Consider the following 17,562-nt stretch of genomic DNA (forward strand, 5'->3'; position numbering starts at 1 on the left):
TTATTCTAAACGCTCAATGATTGTTGCATTTGCCATACCATGACCTTCGCACATCGTTTGTAAGCCGTAGCGTCCGCCGGTCCGCTCCAACTCATGCATCATCGTCACCATTAGACGCGCACCACTGCCGCCTAACGGATGACCAAGGGCAATCGCTCCGCCATTTGGATTTAGTTTTGCAGGGTCAGCACCTGTCTCTTTCAGCCAAGCAAGCGGGACAGAGGCGAAGGCTTCATTAACTTCAAACACATCAATTTCATCAATCGACAAGCCAGACCTTTCCAGTGCCTTTTGTGTAGCCGGTATCGGTCCTGTCAACATCAAAGTTGGGTCCGATCCTACCACCACCCGGGTGTGAACACGGAAGCGCGGTTTCAAACCAAGCTCTTCAGCTTTTTCGCGGGACATAAGTAATAAGGCAGCCGACCCGTCACTTATTTGACTGGAATTTCCGGCATGAATCACTCCATCTTCTTTAAAGGAAGTGCGGAGGCCGGCCAAGGCTTCTAAAGATGTTCCTTTTCTTGGACCGGAATCATCCTTGACGATAGTCGTTGTCCCGTCTGGAAGCTTTACCTCAAGTGGGAAAATTTCTTTTGAAAAATAACCTTCCTCCTGTGCCTTTAGTGCTTTTTGATGACTTTCAAGGGAAAATCGATCAAGTTCTTCACGGGTAAATCCATAGTTTTCAGCAATCCGCTCGGCCGACAATCCCTGATGAATCATTTCATACTTCGACCGTAAATTAGGACTAAATGGTTCCTCGACACCTTTGTAGTTGGACCCCATCGGAACACGGGACATGCTTTCGATACCGCCGGCAATCACCACATCCATATCACCAGCAAGAATGGCTTGAGCAGCGAAATGCACGGCTTGCTGACTTGAACCACATTGACGGTCAATCGTTGTACCCGGCACTTCGATTGGAAATCCGGCAATTAGCGCAGCCACTCTGGCTATATCGCCTGCTTGTTCCCCCGCTTGGGTAACACACCCCCAAATGACATCCTCCACGATCGCCGGGTCGATCCCCGCTCGATTGACTAGTTCCTTTAATGTGAGCGCTGACAAATCATCGGGACGGATATCTTTCAACACGCCATTTCTTCTTCCTACCGGTGTACGTACAGCTTCAACAATGACTACTTCACGCATCAATTTCATCCTCTCTATAATCCTAGATTTTTCGCAATGATTGTTTTCATTATTTCGTTAGTGCCGGCGTAAATGCTGGAAACTGGAATATCACGGAATCTTCTCGCAATCTCGTATTCTTCCATATATCCATAGCCGCCATGAAGCTGCATACATTCTGCGGCAATCTTCTTCGCGATATCGGTCAGCTTCCATTTTGCCATCGAGACCTTCGTTACGACGTTTTTCCCTTCAATATGCTCAGCAATTAGCTGATCTAAAAAAACTCTGCCCATTTCAATATCTGTAGCCATTTCCACAATTTTAAATTGTGTGTTTTGGAACTGGCTGACTGGTTTTCCGAACGCTTCTCTTGATTTTACATAGTCCATTGTCATTTTGAGCATCACTTCTGAGGCTGTTTGAGCTCCAATCGCAACAAGAAGCCGTTCCTGTTGGAGTTTTTCCATTAAATAAAGAAACCCTTTGCCTTCCTCCCCAAGCAGGTTCTCCTTCGGAACTCGGCAATCTTCAAAAACCAATTCCGCCGTATCCTGGCAATGGAGGCCAACTTTGTTTAACTTTCTCCCCCGTGAAAATCCGGGTGCATCTCTTTCAATAACGAGAAGGCTTACCCCTTTATGCTTTGGAACGGCATTTAGATCCGTTTTTACCGCGACAACGATGAGGTCGGACTGAATCCCATTCGTAATGAACGTCTTTTGTCCATTAACGATATAGTGGTCACCATCCAACTTTGCCGTTGTTTTAATATTGGCAAGGTCTGAACCTGTACCCGGTTCCGTCATCGCAATTGCAGTAATGATTTCTCCTGTAACGCACTTTGGCAGCCAGCGCTGTTTTTGCTTTTCCGTTCCATAGGCGGTGATGTAAGGGACAACAATATCATTGTGGAGACCAATTCCGATTAGCCCTGAGCCCACTCGTTCCAGTTCCTCATTAATGACGACCGCAAATCCCCAATCAACCTCGCTCCCACCGTATTCCTCATCGATATCTGGACAGAGGAAACCCTGTTCGCCCATCTTTTTCCAGAAGGAGCGCGGAATCATTCGGTCCTCCTCCCACTGCTCATAAAAGGGATATGCTTCTTTGTCCAAAAACTTGCGTAATGACTTACGAAAAATTTCATGATCTTCATTTAAATAGGGATGTTTCATTCAAATGTGCCTCTCTTTCGATTTGATAACGGTTACATTTTTTTAAAGTACGTGGAGCTTTTCCACAAAAATATGATTTTTCTACGTAATATTGGGGCTTTTTTACAAGTTTCCGTATTTTTAGACGTAAACTTGGGCCTTTTTTACAAAATTATGTTTTTTTACACATAAAATCGGATTTATTTTACAAATCACCACTGTTTTTATACAATTATTGTAAAAATATCCCAATTACACCTCTAAATGGTTACATTTCTCATCTTCTCACGAAGTTGATATTTCAGTACTTTCCCGGAGGCGTTCCTCGGCAGCTGCTCTTCGAAAAAAATCCGCCTTGGAACCTTATAGCCCGCTAGCTTCTCCCTACAGAAGTTCTTCAATTCCAACTCATCAATCACCGCACCTTCCTTTGGCACAATGATCGCACAGACCGCCTCTCCCCAGACCTCATCGGGTAAGCCTATAATGGCCGCATCGAGGACATTCGGATGTTCAAAAAGAACACCTTCAACCTCAACGGAGTATACATTTTCTCCACCCGAGATAATCATGTCTTTTTTTCGATCGACTAGCGTGATATAACCTTCTTCATCAATCATCGCTAAGTCACCGGTATAGAGCCAGCCATTTTTCAAGGTGTTCCTCGTTTCCTCCGGTTTTTTATAATATTCCTTCATCACCATGTCACTGCGGACAATAAATTCACCAATCACTCCAGGTAACACTTCATTGCCTTCTTCATTGACCACCCTTGTTTCCGTCAAGAAAATAGGTTTCCCCCCCTTGCCGAGATGACGTTTATGCCCTTCTGGATCAAGGAGAATTCCGCCTGGACCTGCTTCGGTTAGGCCGCAAAGGTTATAGAATTGATCTGTTTTAAAGAGCTGAATACTCTTTTTGACAAGCTCGGGTGCCATTGGGGCTGCCCCGTATCCGACTCTTTTAATAGAAGATAAATCATAATCGGCCGCATTAGGAACTTGGAGTAAAAAGTTATACATGGCTGGAACTGCAAAAAGGTGGGTAATTTTATGTTCTTGAATCGCTTGGAGCGTTTTAACCGGATGAAAGTCGCGATGAATGATATGGGTCGCACCTAGTGCAACTCCAGAAATAAGAAAAAGGTTCAATTGAGCTGAGTGAAACAGCGGTGCAAGGTGGAGAATTCGTTCATGCTGCCGAATCTCCATATTAATAACGACAGCAATCCCTACCTTAAAAATTTGACTATGGTCAAACAGCGCACCCTTCGGACGTCCTGTTGTCCCCGAGGTGTAGAGAATTTCTAAATCATCCCGCTCGGAAACCTCCACATTCGGTTCCGCCAGGTTATCCGATAAAATACCTTCATATGAGTAGTATCCCGTTGTGTCAGGTTCCCCAATGGTAATGACGAAGCGAACATCCGTACCTAGCTTTGCAGCAGGAATAGTTGGCTCGAATTCCTTATCACACACAACCAAGACCGTATCAGATTGGTCTAAAATATAGTGAACCTCTGAAGCAGTGAGGCGGAAGTTAACCGGTACAGCAATCGCACCAATTTTAGCAGCGGCAAAAAAGGTAAAGACAAAGTGATCCGAGTTTTTCATCATCAATGCCAGCTTGTCACCTTTATTTATCCCAAGCATCAACAGACCGTTTGCGAGCTTGTTAACTTCTTCATTAAATTGCCGATACGTAAAGCCTCGTCCTTCGCATTCAATAGCTAGTAATTCAGGGAACTTTCGAGCACTTTGCACTAATAGACTTCCAATATTCATAGAAGGCATCCTCCTCCAAAACAAGACTTCCCCAATTTTAATGCAATTTTTATGCCAATATACGGGAAGTCATAATGTAGTCCATCATCCCTGAAAATACATCTGTTTAAAATAACAAACTGTATTCCCTCCAAACAAAGAAGACACTAACGTGTCCAATTTCTGGACACTCTTCTCCTTAGGTTGGCAGTTTATATTTTTTGATTTTTTCATATAAACCTGAGCGGCTGATTCCTAGTAATCTAGCTGCTTTAACCTTATTTCCCTTCACTTGGACCAGCGCCTTTTTGATCGCCTCAAGTTCAGCATTTTCGACTAGTGATACATGAAGCGAAGGATCTTTCATAGAAACCTGCTTCACCATATATTCGGGAAGATCCTCAAATCTAATTTTTCCATTTTCAGCAAAAGTCATTGCACGCTCCATGACATTCCGCAGTTCGCGGACATTTCCGGGCCAAGCATAATCTAGTATCACTTCTCTTGCTCTATCTTCCATTCCAGTGATGCTGGTTCCTAAAATTTGATTCAACTCAATCATGAATTGACTAATCAAATGATCCGTATCATATAGCCGTTCGCGCAGTGGAGGGACGTTTAATGAAATCACATTGAGTCGATAATATAAATCCTCTCTAAAAAGGCCCTCTTTGACCATTTCTTCAAGGTTACGATTGGTAGCTGCAATGATTCTGACATCGACTTGAATTCTTACCGTTCCTCCGACTCGGTAGAATTCTCTTTCTTGAAGCACACGCAGCAGTTTGGCTTGTAATGAGAGGGACATATCTCCTATCTCATCAAGGAAAAGGGTTCCACCATTAGCTAAATCGAATTTTCCCAGTTTTCCTTTTTGCCTCGCACCCGTAAAGGCCCCTTCGTCATAGCCAAAAAACTCTGATTCTAACAAATCCTCCGGGATTGCTGCACAATTCACGACAATAAATTTCCCGGTACTTCTTGCACTGCTATTATGAATGGCTTGGGCAAACAATTCTTTACCCGTCCCGCTTTCACCGCGGATAAGAATGGTTGACCTGCCTTTTGCAGCTTTGGCTCCACTTTTTTTCAATTTTTCCATATATGGGTCAACTGTAAATAGATGCTCCCAAGTAAACTTGGCAGACGCTGAATTTTGGAATTGCTGGTGATAAAAGCTCGCCTTATTCTCTGCCTTCTGGAGTTTTTTAAATAACTCACTGACCTCGTTTAATTGCCGGAACACTATTTTCCCAATCGCTCCGATGACTTTTCCATCCTCTAAGATAGGAATTCGGTGGACTATGTATTTAATCCCATTAATTTCAAGGAAACCGCTAATCTCGGCTGTTGCTGATTGATACACGTTGTCTAGATGAAGGTGCGGCAATACTTTCATAACCGGTTTGGAAAGAACGGATTCTGGTTGAAGATTAAATAATTCGAGCAGGGGAGGACTGACCATCTGGATGTTTTTCTTTTCATCTGTCATAACAATTCCGTCATAGGCATGATCTAATGCCGTTTCTAAAGTTCTTTTTAAGATCTTTACTGTTTTTAATTCTTGTGATGTTTGTAGGAGGGACATGACCATATCTGTTTTCGTGAGGATTCCAACGACATGGTGGTGCTCATCAATGACCACACCGGTACCCACCGGACTGTTTTTCACAATCGTTTCAATATTTTCATAGGGAGTGTCAATTGGCAGCGTTTCAACATGTTCTTTAATATATGATTTGATTGGGGTGATTAAGGGCTTTCTATCCATGATCATTTGAAATAAACTGCTCCGCGTAAAAACGCCAACCAGTTTTCTGTTTGTATCTGTAACCGGGAGCAGGTTCCACTTCCTACTGTTCATCAGACTGATTGCTTCAGATAATCTCGTCTCCTCGGTGACGATGCAGTCGACTGGCGTAATCAACTCGTTAAATTGGCTCATTTCATCCCCCCTTTTCTATATATCTATATTGTAACAAAAGTAAGGGATATTTTAACAATATCTATTTCGACTTATTCTTCGGAGGATAATGAGCTGAGGGGATTCTGAATTCCCCTCAGCTCCAACTTTTACTGTTTCCTAAGTTTATTTCGGCTGCATTCGAATGGCTCCGTCGAGTCGGATGGTTTCTCCATTTAGCATCGGATTTTCGACGATACTTTGGACAAGTTGTGCGTACTCACTCGGGTATCCAAGCCTTGATGGGAATGGCACCATTTTTCCAAGCGAATCTTTCGCCTCTTGCGGAAGTGTATTAAACATCGGTGTGTGGAACAGCCCAGGTGCAATCGTCATTACGCGGATTCCGTAACGGGCTAACTCTCTTGCGATTGGCAGGGTCATTCCAACAATTCCACCCTTTGAAGCACTATAGGCAGCCTGGCCGATTTGTCCGTCAAAAGCGGCAATTGAAGCGGTATTAATAATTACACCTCTTTCACCTTGTTCATTCACTTCATTACGGGTCATCTTCTCCGCAGCAATCCGAGTTACATTAAAGGAACCGATTAAATTCACTTGAATGACTTTTGAAAAATGGGATAGATTATGTATGCCATTACTGCCAATCACTTTCTCCGCAATACCAATCCCCGCACAGTTTACAACAACATTTATACTACCCATATATGCCGCTGCTTTATTTATTGCCTCTAGAACGTCCTCTTCTTTCGTGACATCTGTCTTTATAAACAAAACTGCGTCGCCTAATTCGGTTTGGATTCGCACACCATTTTCTTCAGATTGGTCAAAAATTACCGCTTTTCCTCCATTTCTTATAATATTACGAACCGTTGCTTCTCCCAAACCCGAAGCCCCTCCTGTAATAACTGCACGACATGCCTTTATTTGCATACAATAGCCCCCTCTATCAGAATTCTAAATTCTTATTTTGCAAGTATTATGCCAAAGATATTTTCTTTAAAAATAAGTTACTGATAACGAGGCTTACTATACTAATGTATAGTGTTTGGACAAAAAATGGAGAAAAGTGACCAGATATTGAACAGTTACTGAAAGGAAAAGCCTTATCATTTCCTAAAAATTCAGTTATCATTATTAATAGTAAAAATTGTTAGACGGAGGAATACTCACCTATGAAAAAAATGGTTATTACCCGCAATATCGAACCACATTATCGTGAACAAATCCAGGCGATTATTCCTGATTGGGAATTGATTGCCGGCAAAGATAAACATATTTGGCAGGACCATGCTAAGGATGCCGAAATCATCGCCGGTTGGAAGAACGGGTTAGAAGAATATTGCCTCACGCCGGAATCAAAACTAAAGTGGTTCCAATCTTGGAGTGCCGGTATTGATTACTTGCCTCTTCAAGAAATGAATTCCAGAGACCTTTACCTGACAAGTGCTAACGGCGTTCATGCCTACCCAATTTCTGAGACTATTTTTGGATTGATGCTCGCCTTAACACGAAAGATTCATACCTACGTCAAAAATCAGCAAAAGAAAACTTGGCATCATGCCCATATGGGACTAGAAATACATGAAAAAACGATTGGAATTATCGGTGTTGGAACAATTGGGAAAGAAACAGCGAAAATCGCAAAAGCATTTGGCATGCGCGTACTTGGTGTCAGGCACTCCGGACAGCCTGTTGACTATGTCGATGAAATGTATACTCCGGACCAATTAGACCAGTTGCTGCCAAACTGTGATTATGTGGTCGTTACTTTACCACTTACAAAGGAAACCAATCGATTGTTTGGTGCAGAACAATTTAAGCAAATGAAGGCTTCCGCATTCTTTATTAATATCGGCCGGGGTGAGATCTTAGTAGAAACTGACCTTATCCAGGCACTAATGGAAGGCGCGATTGCCGGGGCAGGACTCGATGTATTTGAAACAGAACCGTTAAGTCCAGAGAGCCCGTTCTGGGAGATGGAAAATGTGATTGTCACCCCACACACCTCCGGATCAACCGAAAACTATAATCAGCGGGTGATTGAAAATATCTTGATTCCTAACTTAAAAGCCTATCTTTCAGGTGAGGTTCCACCGATTAATCTTGTTAATTTTTCAAAAGGTTATTAACATAAACTAGGGTACCTCGAACATGAGGCACCCTAGTCTGGTTATTTTTTATATTTTCCAGGTGTATACTTTTCACTAGCTTTAAAGTTATAAACCGGTTTAATGAATTCAGCAATCCTAACGGTTTCTTCTACTTTTTCTACAATTTCTTTCATGGACTTATAGGCCATTGGCGCCTCATCTAAGGTTTCTTCTGAAACAGATGTCGTCCACACACCCTCCATTGTTTTATGAAAATCGTCCATATTGAGAGTTTTCATCGCTTTCGTACGGCTCAAGACGCGCCCCGCTCCATGAGGGGCCGAGTAATTCCACTCCTCGTTTCCTTTACCGACTGCTAAAATCGACCCGTCTTTCATATTTATTGGAATAATAAGTCGTTCGCCCCTTTGCGCGGAAACGGCCCCTTTTCGTAAAATCAGGTTATCGGTGTCGATATAATTGTGGACCGTATCGAAGCGGTCATCCTCCTCAAATCCCATATTTTCCGTAATTGCTCTAGCTATCTCTTCACGGTTTGCTTTTGCAAAAGCTTGAGCTAATTTCATATCATGTATATAGTGATTAAAATCTTCGCCTTCTAAATAGGCAAGATCATTCGGAATGACCGGATTTTTTTCTTTATAGCTTTGGATAGTTGCTTGGATTTCCTTTTGGCGTCCTTCAACCTTTAATTGGTCAATAATACCCGTTAAATCTTGCTGACGAAGGTTTGAGATTGCTACCTTTTGATAGTAGGTGGCAATCTTCGCTCCAACATAGCGGCTGCCCGTGTGTATAGTTAAATAGTGATAGCCATTGGAATCAACAGAAACCTCAATAAAATGATTGCCGCCGCCGAGTGTCCCTAAGCTATAACGGCTTCGATTCTCACTCAATATATGCTCTGCTTTAAATTCTTGAATGGCAGGAAAATTTGTGTGAATAAACCCGACTGTCTCATCTGTATGAATCTCCTGCCCACTCGGGACATGGGTTCGGATCACTTGATCCAACTTATTAAAATCGACTTTTTTATCCTGCAGCTTGACGGTTAATACGCCGCAGCCAACGTCCACTCCGACAAGGTTGGGAACAACCTTATCTTGAAGCTGAATGGTGGTTCCTATCACACAACCTTTTCCAGCATGATAGTCTGGCATAATACTAATCTTTGTATCCTTCAAAAAAGCTTGATTGCATAGCTCTTTAATTTGCTCCAGCGCCGTTTCCTGCGGATAGTTGGAAAATACTTTAGCCACTGTTTGAGTACCCGTTACCTTAATCACTCATTTCCCCTCCTTTAAAGCAGATTATGACTAGGCTACCATTTTATTGGAATTTGGGCAAAGGATTTTCAACGACAATTTTTTCTAAAATGAAGAGAAGGAGGATGTATGTGGACATCCTCCTTCTTCTGGACATTAGTATATGGTTTGCATGCCTTTGCCTGCTACGGTCATCCATTCAAACTGACGCAGCCTAACTTCAAACAGCGTTAAAGGATCGCGGAACATTTCAGGATTGGTATTCATATTCGTCAGCATTTCCTGGTTCGTCTGAATTCCTGAACGAGCTTCTTCCGCTGAACGATTTAACAAATTCAATGGTTTCTTAAAAAATAGGATAACATCTCGCTCCAATGATTTTTCAAACAGCTCAAATTGCTGGAAGAACTGGTGATTGACTGCTAAAATAGCCTCAATATAATCCTCATTTTCTACAAAAGCTTTGTATTTATTAAAGAGGAGTGCCTTATTTTGTGACAGGGCACCAAACAACTTCCCGGCGCTCTTTAGTAAAAATTGCGACGGTGTTCTGCGCAGTAGAATATTGATCGTTTCCAATTGGAAGCGACTTGTCATTCGATCGGTATCACGGTGCCAATCATCGAGCACCTTGAAATCACAATCAAGGACGAGGCGCTCTTCCCCATACATATGATTAAAACTTTCACCGATTTCATTCAAAAATTCCTGACTCTGCACAAACTCCTCTTTACATCCCTCAATCCAATCTTGGAGCAAGCGGTAATATTTAGGCAGTACCGTCTGATCTAGGTACTTCTCTAGTCTTTTGTTCATATCATCATTAAGTTCTAAGTGAATCTTGCTAAAATTGCTATCTTCCTTTATGAATGTAGAACACTCTTGAAGCATTTTTGGAACGGTCTCTGAAATATCCTTTTCGATTGTCTCTTTGATGGCACGGTATGACTGTATAACGTCTTTTGTTTTTTGTGTCTCCGTATCCTTCAATTGATTAACTGCACCTGTTAACTTCTGTAGCATTTCCTCGTTCCAGCGCACCGATTCTACTAATTGATTTTCAACATCCAGCCGTTTTTGCATAAGACCGGCGATTGTGGTGCGGATAAAGAATAATAGCTTTGCCAGACGTTTGTCTTCGATGTTTCTTGTATTTTTAATCGATTGGATAAACTCTTTTAAGTCCTTTAACTGTTGGCTGCTTTCATATTGTGAAGAAAAAGCAAACACTTCCGCATCAGGTAAATAGGATTGAATCCTCGTCCTGGTTTCATCAAAAACTCTTATCGCTTCTTGCTCATTGACTAGCGTATCCGTCTTACTGAGCAGAAAATGGACTGGAATATCAGGTGCTAACTCTTGGATTTTCGCAAGGACTGTCCGTTCCTTATCTGTAAACGGGGCATTGGCATCGAGCACAAACAAAACGGTATCGGCCAATTGCAGATTCTTCAATACTTCATAGGAGTCATTATAGTTTCCTTTTAATCCGGGAGTATCAATGAGCGCGATCTTATTTTCCTGCAAAAAGGTATTTGGACGCTTAAATTCAATCATCGACTCCAAGGCATTACGGCGGCGGTCCATCCGTTCCTGAAAATCAGAGAAACCGGATAAACTGGTAATCTCTCGGTCTGTAATTTCCAAGATTTCTTCTTCCGTTGAATCTTTAAACATCACTAACGAAGAGGTTGGACTGTCCTGTAAATCTTCTCCAAGCACCAAGTTAACAAACGTCGATTTCCCACTTCCGCCTAACCCGGTAATAAGGAGATGCTGCGTGTCAAAATCAACTAACTGCCGGACAATCCATTTTACACGATGATTCTCACCCATCTCATTGGCTTGTGCCCAATTCGTTATCGCATGAAAGAGTGTCAGGCACTCTTCTAATTCGTCCATATCAGATTCCGTCATGCTAATTAGTTTTTCAGCCTCACTTACGATTGACATGCTTATGCTAGCCGGAAAAAGCTCATTCCAGGAGAGAACGGCCGCAGCTGCAAGCACGGTATCTTTACGATCCGCTAGTCGTAACCAGTTGGTCAGGAAGTCGGGAATAAAATCCTGCAGACTTTTAATGAAAAACCTTCCATCAATTATGTTAAAAAAGGCTTCCTTATGAAGGCCCGAAAGGACAGATAAGTTTCCTGATTGGTTGATATCCAGATTTAATAACAGTTGGTTCATTTCTCTAATCCATGTAAAATACGATTCATCATTCTTATAACTGTCCCAAAGTGCAGAAACAAGTCTTTCAAATATTGGTTTATTCAGGCTGAACAATTCAAATAATGCTTGGGAAAAATAACTCGGCGCATGATTTCTTGTCACACCCTTTTCCACATAAGAAATGAGCATTTCATACCAGTCGAACGATTCCGTTCGTTTTGCTTCGTTAATTGCCAGTTCAACTGCATGATTCCAGTCCTGCTGTTCCTCAAAAAAGTTCCGCGCGATTTCCGTTACATTCGGATAATCCGGGTTTGTGCTGATTGTTTTTTTAATCACGGCTAAGGCCAAGTCGAGCTTTCCACGTTCGATATACAACGAAAATAATTGTAAGGCTACTTCTGTATTTAAAGTGAGATTATTAGTCGCAATCGCACAATAGAGATCTTCGGCCGTTGATAATAGACCTAACTCATAATAAGCATCGGCTGTATTTTTCTTCGCCCACGGCTCCAGTTCATTGATAATATTCTCCCATTTAAAAATGGCAGCCTCATAATCTTTATGATGGAAATACACTTCACCCTGCGCGTAGCGAATCGTGGATAAATCAGGTAGGTCTTTTACTGCTTCTTCCTGAAACAATTCACCAAGCACCTGAATCGGATGAATATTTTCATGTTCATTAATGAACATTTCATAATAGGTTTTCTGTTTTAATTGTGTCTCTAACGTCATATCTTTCCCTCCAATTACAACCACTCTCTGTCATTCTTATGGAAAAGAGGCCTAATTATTCTATATACTATTCGACCGATTATCTGATTATAAGTCCCAATTATACGATTCTAACAGAGCAATTTTTAAAAAAGATGTCAGTAGTATTTCATTTTGGAGACATATTACATATTTTTATTGAACTTATTACATATTCTCGGACTCTTATTACATATTTTTCGGAACTTACGACATTCACTGGATAATAATTGAAAATCGAATCAATTATTAGTCAAAAAATAAGCCTGCCATCATAATGGCAAGCCTAACTTGCGTTCATTTATCTTGCAGTCACTGGTTTCTCACTCTTTGCATCCAAAACAATTTCATCAAAATAATTGACAGTTCTCATTTCTTCATTGAATAAGTAAGCAGACTTCCAGGTTTCCTCTAAAAATACCTCCATTACCTTGATGGCACGACGTTCGCCGCTTGCTGCCTGTTCCAGCGCGCCAATGCTCTCAAAAATCTTCACCATAAGTTCGGATGCTTTTTTCGAGTGAAAGGTTTTATGGTCAGTCGATGCCGTACGTAATGATTTCGATAGGTTTTGTAATTGAATTAATTTATTTTCTACCAAGTTAGTCCACTCAGAAGGCAAATGAGCAACTCCCCGTAGGCGTTGAGTCATCTCTTCTAAAAACAGTTCATCTGCTTTATACTTCTCGATTAACCTTAGAACCTCTAACCCTAGAATATTGGCGGTTCCTTCCCAGACAGTCAGGACCTGGGCGTCCCGTAATAGTCTCGGCGTAACGAAGTCTTCGATATAACCATTCCCACCGTGAATCTCAATCGCTTCATGCGAAAAGTGAATTGCTTGTTCAGCTGTTTCTTTTTTCAAAAGGGCGATATAGAGACGATTAAGAATGGTCTCTTTCTGATTTGCCTGATTGTTCATGACCCGCTCAAATAATGGCAAATAGGTAAAAACGGTCCGGGTTTCCATTTCCAATTTTACGGCCAGACGGGTTAGCGTGTCCTTGACCATTGGATAGTCAGCAAGCTTACTTCCAAACGCATCCCTTCTAAAGGCATATTCTTTCGCTTCATGATAGGCCCGTCTCATAATTCCTAACGAGGCAACGGCATTGCAGACTCTTGATAGATTAAGAGCTTCCATCATATAATAAAATCCCTTCGTAGGATCGCCAACTACAAAAGCATCTGCACCATCAAATTCTACCTCCGCAGAAGGGACGGCCCTGACACCGAGCTTATCCTTTAAGCGGCGAATCCGAATTCCATTTAACGAGCCATCCTGGTTCCGCCATGGTACGGCAAATAAAGTCAGCCCCTTCGTTCCGGACGGTGCCCCTTCGTTCCGTGCTAAAACCATTGCCACCCCGCACATACCAGCGTTTGAGGCGAAATATTTTTCACCATAAAGTTTGAAATGGCCGCCTTCTTCCACAGCCTTTGTCTCATTTGCACCGACATCGGAGCCGCCTTGGCGCTCTGTTAAAAATGTCGCCCCCTCATAGAGTGGTACTTCACCTGTTGAAAGAACATGTGGCAAAAAGCGCTCCTTCATTTCGTCTGAAGCATATTGGGTAAGTAAATAAGCTGTTGCCATTGACAAAGTTACAGGGCAATAGAAACCAGGTTCTGTTTGTGAGAGGAGATAGCCTTGCGCATAAGAGTAAATGTAATTTCCCTTTTCCCCGAGCGCTGGAATTTCTTTATGAACATATCCGACAATTCCGGTATTGTAAGTTTCCTCAACCGTTCTCCTATAGCCTTCGTTCACCCAAACTTCAGAAATATCTTCACCGTACGCATCGTATTTGTTTAAGCGCGGCTGTCCTTCCCGGTCCGTAAACCTGGCTCGCGAATCAATGTCAGTGGCGCATTTCTCCCCAAAGATTGTCAGTTCCTGGTTTGCAAATTCGAAAAAGGCTGGATCGAGTAACTCTTTAAGCAATTCTTGAAAATGTACATCCTCTTTATAAAAATTCATCCTGAAGAACCTCCCTTTAGTTAATTTTTCAGAATAGTCAATAAATATATTATATCACTTTCTATTGCAGTTAAAAATAAGTTTACGGTAAATTGGGACATTCTTTTCTTTTTAATCAACTTTCAAAGTATAATTGGTCCAAAGACATAAAGGGGATATCAAAGTTGGAAAAGGACCAAGCTATTTTTTTAGCAAACTGTATCGAGACCTCTAATCCATCGCACTTTGGGATTAAAAAACTTGAAATTATTAATGGCAGCTTGCCGAAGTTCCATCAATGGACAAACGGGAAACCCACATTAGCAGCATATGAGGTAACCCGGCCAGATAACGATACGGGCTATTACTTTGTATTCATTGATTGGCATCGTAATGACAACTATTATTTAGTCATTTATGCGCATGATCGGTCCACGACTTGTGCAGAGATACGACAAACTCAGGAAATTGACGGAGTTCCACATATTATCTGGGCATACAAGCCATTTAAACGTGATGGAAAAAATGACCAAAGAAAAGCCTATTTTAAGCAAATGTTCGGTTCAACAACCGTTCAAATCCAACTGCCTTCTTCATCACTTGATGTGGAGGTATTTTTATCACAAATGTTTAAGCTCTGCCAGAACCGGATAAAAGCAGACCGAATCGTAGAAGTGTTTGACTAAGAATAAAGATTGGAGTGTTTTGAAGATGACTACATACAAAAGCTGTCAAAGCTGCGGAATGCCGTTGGCAAAAGATGAACTTGGGGGCGGAACGGAAAAGAACGGAACGAAAAGCGCCAAGTATTGCAGCCACTGCTATATAAACGGAGAATTCACTTTACCGAATATTACAGCTGATGAAATGAAAGATAGAGTAAAACAAAAGATTGTTGAATTTGGGATGCCGAAGTTTATCGCGGGGGTGTTTACAAGGAATATACCGAAGCTAGAAAGGTGGAAAATAGGGAAGTAGGAAAAAGGAGGCACCTGCGCCTCCTTTTAGTTATAAAACTTTACTTAAAAACGCCTTCGTTCGCTCTTCTTTTGGGTGATCAAATAATTCAACTGGAACATTTTCTTCGACAATCAATCCGCCATCCATAAAAATCACGCGATCGCCCACTTCTTTTGCAAAGCCCATTTCATGGGTGACGACTACCATTGTCATGCCTTCTTTAGCCAAATCCTTCATAACCTCCAATACTTCACCAACCATTTCTGGGTCGAGTGCTGAAGTTGGTTCATCAAAAAGCATGATTTTTGGCTCCATGGCTAGCGCTCTTGCTATTGCAACACGCTGCTTTTGCCCTCCGGATAAAGAGTCGGGATAAGCATCTGCCTTATCCTCTAAGCCCACTTTTCGTAAAAGCTCCAAACCCTTAGCTCTTGCTTTTTCTTTGGGAGTATTTCTTACTTTCATGGGTGCGAGCATAATATTTTCAATGACGTTTTTATGCGGAAAAAGATTGAATTGCTGAAACACCATGCCCACTTCTGTTCTTACTTTATTGATGTCGGTATTTTTATCAGTTAAATCGATGCCTTCAATTAAGACATGACCACCGGTAATCGTTTCCAGCATATTTATGCAGCGAAGGAAAGTCGACTTTCCGGAACCGGATGGTCCGATTACTACGACTACCTCTTGATTCTTGACCGTCACGTTGATGTCCTTGAGGACCTCGTTTTTACCAAAGGATTTTTTTAAATTCTTCACCTGGATCATTCGGTTGCCAACCTTCTTTCTAGGCGGGATAACAAGTAGCTTAGGGAAAGCGTTAACACTAGATATATGAGAGCTGTGGTAAGATACGGCTCCCACACACGGTAGTACTGTCCTTGCATCGCTCGGCCCCAATACATTAGTTCTGGTGCTGCAATAAGAGCTGCAAGGGAGGATTCCTTAATTAGAACAATAAATTCATTACCCAAAGGCGGGATCATTCTTTTGAAAGCTTGTGGCAGAATGATGTATCTCATAGCTTGTACATGATTCATGCCGAGTGAACGTGCAGCTTCCATCTGGCCCTTCTCAATCGATTGGATCCCTGCTCGTAATATTTCTGCTATATAGGCTGCTGCATTTAAGGACAGAGTTAAAATCGCTGCTGTTATCGCATTTGTTTCACCTAGAAATAGTGGTACAACCGCAAAATGAATTAACAATATTTGGACCATAAAGGGTGTACCGCGGAAAAATGTAATATACCATCTAAAAGGTAAGGCATAAACCTTTTTTTTCAACATTTTTCCTAATCCTATAAACAACCCAAGAATGGTTCCTAGTAAAATACCAGCAAGTGAAAGCCCAATCGTCAGTAACGTTCCTTTAACGAAAAATGAGCTATATTCAGCTAAAAGATCCCAACGAAAATCCATGAATCAATCCTCCTCATCAAAAACTATTACTTTTCTGTTAATAGGTTTAAATCAGGATTTACCTTGAACCACTCATTGTAAATTTTCGTATATGTTCCGTTTTCAATTACCTTTTTGATTGCTTTATCAAATTCTTCTTTTAGCTTGCTCCCCTTTGGGTACATAAGACCATAGAGTTCCTTTTCAAAGTTTACTTCGTCTTTAATTAGAACCACGTTCTCTTTCGGATTATTTTTCACATACTCCTCTACTACGGTGTTATCTGCGACAACTGCATCGGCACCGCCGCCTTTCATCTCCATAATAGCTAAGTTTGTGCTTTCAAATTTTTTAAGATTAGAGCTGTTTTTCCCAAGAATTGCTTCAACCACTTCTTGACCAGTAGTTCCATTTTGAACGCCGACTACTTTATCCTTCAAATCCATAGCATCTTTAATATTACTGCCTTTTGGCACTAGAATTTCATTCATAGAAATAAAGTACGGAATAGAAAAATCATATGTTTGTTGACGTTCTTCATTAATAGTAATGGCAGAAATCCCTAGGTCTGCAGTTTTCCCTTTAATTTCGACAAATAAAGGATCCCAGCCCACGTGCACAATCTTAATCTTATAACCTGCTTCCTTTGCAATCGCCTCCATCAAGTCAATATCGAACCCTTTTATCTTCCCTTTATCCAGATACTCAAACGGAGCATATTCGGCATTAGATACAACTTTCAGAGTCTTCTTTTCACTAGTATTTCCACTATTAGTTTCACTGCCATTCGTCTTACTTGTCCCACATGCGGATAGAATAACCATCAAAGAAAAAACCATAACAATAGATAATAATTTAAGCGCTTTCATAATTAACCCCCTCGTTTCTAGTAGAATGGTAGAAAGAATCATTAGTCCATCAAAACAAGTGACTAGAATTATTCTTATT

Annotated in this window: 14 protein-coding genes; 3 read left to right on the top strand and 11 right to left on the bottom strand. The window is 41.4% G+C overall.

Annotation, left to right across the window (positions count from 1 at the left end; genetic code table 11):
• The 5 genes from RCG22_RS11475 to RCG22_RS11495 all read right to left on the bottom strand — a co-directional run bounded on the left by RCG22_RS11475 (nucleotide 1) and on the right by RCG22_RS11495 (nucleotide 6,917).
• The gene (locus RCG22_RS11475; RefSeq protein WP_308107139.1) at nucleotides 1-1,158 is read right to left on the bottom strand and encodes a thiolase family protein; all 1,158 of its coding nucleotides are present in this window, start codon (nucleotides 1,156-1,158) and stop codon (nucleotides 1-3) included.
• Nucleotides 1,159-1,172: 14 nt separating this feature from the next.
• Nucleotides 1,173-2,318, bottom strand: coding sequence for an acyl-CoA dehydrogenase family protein (locus tag RCG22_RS11480; RefSeq protein ID WP_308106897.1), 1,146 nt, complete (start codon nucleotides 2,316-2,318; stop codon nucleotides 1,173-1,175).
• A 239-nt stretch (nucleotides 2,319-2,557) separates the two neighbouring features.
• Nucleotides 2,558-4,081: a long-chain-fatty-acid--CoA ligase gene (locus tag RCG22_RS11485; protein WP_308106898.1), complete on the bottom strand. Its 1,524-nt coding sequence runs from the start codon at nucleotides 4,079-4,081 to the stop codon at nucleotides 2,558-2,560.
• Between the two features lie 178 nt (nucleotides 4,082-4,259).
• Complete coding sequence (locus tag RCG22_RS11490) at nucleotides 4,260-6,005, bottom strand: sigma 54-interacting transcriptional regulator (RefSeq protein ID WP_308106899.1); 1,746 nt, start codon at nucleotides 6,003-6,005, stop codon at nucleotides 4,260-4,262.
• Nucleotides 6,006-6,149: 144 nt separating this feature from the next.
• Nucleotides 6,150-6,917, bottom strand: coding sequence for a 3-hydroxyacyl-CoA dehydrogenase (locus tag RCG22_RS11495; protein WP_308106900.1), 768 nt, complete (start codon nucleotides 6,915-6,917; stop codon nucleotides 6,150-6,152).
• Nucleotides 6,918-7,159: 242 nt separating this feature from the next.
• Here RCG22_RS11495 and RCG22_RS11500 point away from each other — a divergent pair, with 242 nt between their 5' ends.
• Nucleotides 7,160-8,116 (top strand): D-2-hydroxyacid dehydrogenase, encoded by a 957-nt coding sequence (locus tag RCG22_RS11500; protein WP_308106901.1) that lies wholly within the window; start codon nucleotides 7,160-7,162, stop codon nucleotides 8,114-8,116.
• A gap of 41 nt (nucleotides 8,117-8,157) precedes the next feature.
• Here RCG22_RS11500 and RCG22_RS11505 read toward each other — a convergent pair whose 3' ends face one another.
• From RCG22_RS11505 to RCG22_RS11515, 3 genes are all read right to left on the bottom strand, one after another.
• Nucleotides 8,158-9,384: an RtcB family protein gene (locus tag RCG22_RS11505; protein WP_308106902.1), complete on the bottom strand. Its 1,227-nt coding sequence runs from the start codon at nucleotides 9,382-9,384 to the stop codon at nucleotides 8,158-8,160.
• A 135-nt stretch (nucleotides 9,385-9,519) separates the two neighbouring features.
• A complete protein-coding gene (locus RCG22_RS11510; RefSeq protein ID WP_308106903.1) occupies nucleotides 9,520-12,273 on the bottom strand; it encodes a dynamin family protein in 2,754 nt (917 codons plus the stop codon).
• Between the two features lie 319 nt (nucleotides 12,274-12,592).
• Nucleotides 12,593-14,272, bottom strand: coding sequence for an acyl-CoA dehydrogenase family protein (locus tag RCG22_RS11515; protein WP_308106904.1), 1,680 nt, complete (start codon nucleotides 14,270-14,272; stop codon nucleotides 12,593-12,595).
• 164 nt (nucleotides 14,273-14,436) lie between these two features.
• Here RCG22_RS11515 and RCG22_RS11520 point away from each other — a divergent pair, with 164 nt between their 5' ends.
• Nucleotides 14,437-14,937 (top strand): hypothetical protein, encoded by a 501-nt coding sequence (locus RCG22_RS11520; RefSeq protein WP_308106905.1) that lies wholly within the window; start codon nucleotides 14,437-14,439, stop codon nucleotides 14,935-14,937.
• Between the two features lie 25 nt (nucleotides 14,938-14,962).
• On the top strand, nucleotides 14,963-15,229 hold the full coding sequence (locus RCG22_RS11525; RefSeq protein ID WP_308106906.1) for a zinc ribbon domain-containing protein: 267 nt from the start codon (nucleotides 14,963-14,965) through the stop codon (nucleotides 15,227-15,229).
• 30 nt (nucleotides 15,230-15,259) lie between these two features.
• Here RCG22_RS11525 and RCG22_RS11530 read toward each other — a convergent pair whose 3' ends face one another.
• From RCG22_RS11530 to RCG22_RS11540, 3 genes are read right to left on the bottom strand one after another with little or no spacing between them, the layout of a single operon-like run.
• Entirely contained in the window at nucleotides 15,260-15,982 is a 723-nt protein-coding gene (locus tag RCG22_RS11530; RefSeq protein WP_308106907.1) for an amino acid ABC transporter ATP-binding protein, read from the bottom strand.
• Entirely contained in the window at nucleotides 15,979-16,635 is a 657-nt protein-coding gene (locus RCG22_RS11535; RefSeq protein ID WP_098263647.1) for an amino acid ABC transporter permease, read from the bottom strand. The genes RCG22_RS11530 and RCG22_RS11535 overlap by 4 nt, the downstream gene beginning before the upstream one ends.
• Before the next feature lie 26 nt (nucleotides 16,636-16,661).
• Nucleotides 16,662-17,483 carry a basic amino acid ABC transporter substrate-binding protein gene (locus RCG22_RS11540; RefSeq protein ID WP_308106908.1) on the bottom strand — a complete coding sequence of 274 codons (822 nt, stop codon included), beginning with the start codon at nucleotides 17,481-17,483 and terminating at the stop codon, nucleotides 16,662-16,664.
• Nucleotides 17,484-17,562: the final 79 nt, after the last annotated feature.

Origin of the sequence: Neobacillus nitrireducens (assembly GCF_030915405.1) — a bacterium.
In the GTDB taxonomy this organism is placed as follows: domain Bacteria; phylum Bacillota; class Bacilli; order Bacillales; family Cytobacillaceae; genus Neobacillus.